The following is a 2,066-nucleotide window of genomic DNA, read 5'->3' as shown; positions in this document are numbered from 1 at the left end:
AGCCCTCCAAAACCTTCGGGGCTTCACCGACGTAGACCAGGACGACGACGGAGGCGCCGAGCAGACCGAGGCCGGTGGTGGCCAGGCCGACGGTTCCGCCGGTGCGGAAGGCGATCTGCATGGCTTTCTCCCGGCCGCCGTCGCCGTTGGCCGCGGCTGCGACCCGAACGTTGGCCCGGGTGGCCAGCCACATGCCCAGGTACCCGATCGACGCGGAGAACGCCGCCCCGAAGAGGAAGGCGATGGACCGGCCGACCCGCTCGCCGGTGGTGTTCGCCGGCAGCGCGAAGAGCAGCGCGAAGACGATGACGACGAAGATGCCCAGCGTGCGGAACTGCCGCCCCAGGTAGGCGGCCGCACCTTCCTGGACCGCGGCCGAGATCTCCTGCATCTTCGCGGTGCCGGTGCCCGCGGCGAGCACGCCGGCCCGCAGGACGAACGCGATGATCAGGGCCACGAGGGCGACGACTGCGACACCGATGACGATGACTTGATCACTACCGGTGATGGCGACTTCCGCAGCAGCGGCACTGGTTGACATCGAGCTCCTGATCCGTGCACAAGGGTGCTGATTCGTGCGCCTGTCAACTCGATGTGACCGGCGCTGGTCTTCTCTTCGTCGATCCCCCGTGGTTCGACGCGACGCTCAGTACTGTAGAGCACAGGTCCGACAGCACCGCCGCATACCACCGATGTCGCCACCCCGCCCGTCCAATTCGGCCACTGTCGGACCGGGCCGGGACAATGCTGGCGTGACCACATCGGACCTTTGCCGTTACCGGGGGTCACCGCTGGATGCGCTGAATCGGTCCAGTAGCGCCGATGTGACTTCCGTCACATCCTGTGCGTCGCATGTGCGGAGCCTGCCTGGCTCGGCGGGTTCCCGGACCGCCTGGCCGCACTGGGTGCCGGCCGCGGTCGGCGATGCCTTCGGGTCGATCGGTATCGCGCAGCCGTGGACGCACCAGGCGCTCGCCGCGGATCTGGTCCACCGGGGCACCGACGTGGTGCTGGCCACCGGGACGGCGTCCGGGAAGTCGCTGGGTTACCAGCTGCCTGCCCTGTCCGCGATCGTCGCGGACCCCCGGACGTCCGTCCTGTACCTGGCGCCGACCAAGGCGCTGGCCGCCGATCAACTCGACGACCTGCACTCGCTTGCGGTGCCCGGGCTTCGGCCGACGACGTACGACGGGGACACCCCCGAAGAGGAGCGCGACTGGGCGCGGGGCCACGCCAACTGGTTGTTGACCAATCCCGACATGCTGCACCTGGGTCTGCTGCCCCATCACTCCGGCTTGGCCCGGTTCTGGCGCCGGCTGGCCTTCGTGGTGATCGACGAATGTCACGCCTACCGGGGCGTGTTCGGCTCGCACGTGGCGTTGGTGCTTCGCCGGCTGCTGCGGGTGGCCCGCCTGTACAAGGCCGACCCGGTGTGCGTGTTGGCGTCGGCCACCTCGGCAGCGCCCGCCGCCGCGGCCGCCCGGTTGATCGGTCGGCCGGTCCGCGCGATCACCCAGGACGGGTCGGCACGGCCGGCGACGGATTTCGTGCTCTGGGAGCCGTCGGCCGGGGGCGACGACGGACGGCCCGCCGGCGACGGATCGACTGCACCGACGCCTCTCACCCGCCCCCACGGGGCCGGGATCGGTGGCGGTGGCTCGATCGATGACGTGGATGACCGAACCGCCGCGCGCCGACCATCGGCGCACGCGGAGGCGGCACGACTGCTGGCGGATCTGGTCGCCGGTGGCGCCCGCACCCTGACCTTCGTCCGCTCCCGACAGGCTGCCGAACAGGTCGCCCTGGCTGCCCGTCGCCGCCTGCACCGCATCGCTCCTGCCCTCGCCCCGCGGGTCGCCGCCTACCGCGGCGGGTACCTGCCGGAGGATCGCCGCGAGCTGGAGCGAGCCCTGAACTCGGGTGAGCTGCTCGGCCTGGCCAGCACCAACGCCCTGGAGTTGGGCATCGACATCGCCGGGCTGGACGCGGCCGTGATCGCCGGCTACCCCGGCACCCTGGCGGCGCTGTGGCAACAGGCTGGTCGGGCCGGCCGGGGCGGAGCGGTC

2 protein-coding genes are annotated in these 2,066 nt (G+C 71.2%); one reads left to right on the top strand and one right to left on the bottom strand.

Annotated elements, in window-relative coordinates; all coding sequences use genetic code 11:
- Positions 1–541, bottom strand: a 541-nt coding sequence (locus VF468_24110) for a sodium/proton-translocating pyrophosphatase (GenBank protein ID HEX5881372.1), incomplete at its 3' end; no start/stop codon positions are given.
- 151 nt (positions 542–692) lie between these two features.
- Here VF468_24110 and VF468_24105 point away from each other — a divergent pair.
- Positions 693–2,066 (top strand): DEAD/DEAH box helicase (locus VF468_24105; GenBank protein ID HEX5881371.1); only part of this gene is annotated, 1,374 nt, incomplete at its 3' end.

The organism is Actinomycetota bacterium (assembly GCA_036280995.1).
In the GTDB taxonomy this organism is placed as follows: Bacteria; Actinomycetota; CALGFH01; order CALGFH01; family CALGFH01; genus CALGFH01.
Note: the sequence above shows the minus strand (reverse complement) of the source record. Positions and strands in the feature narration are given on the sequence as shown.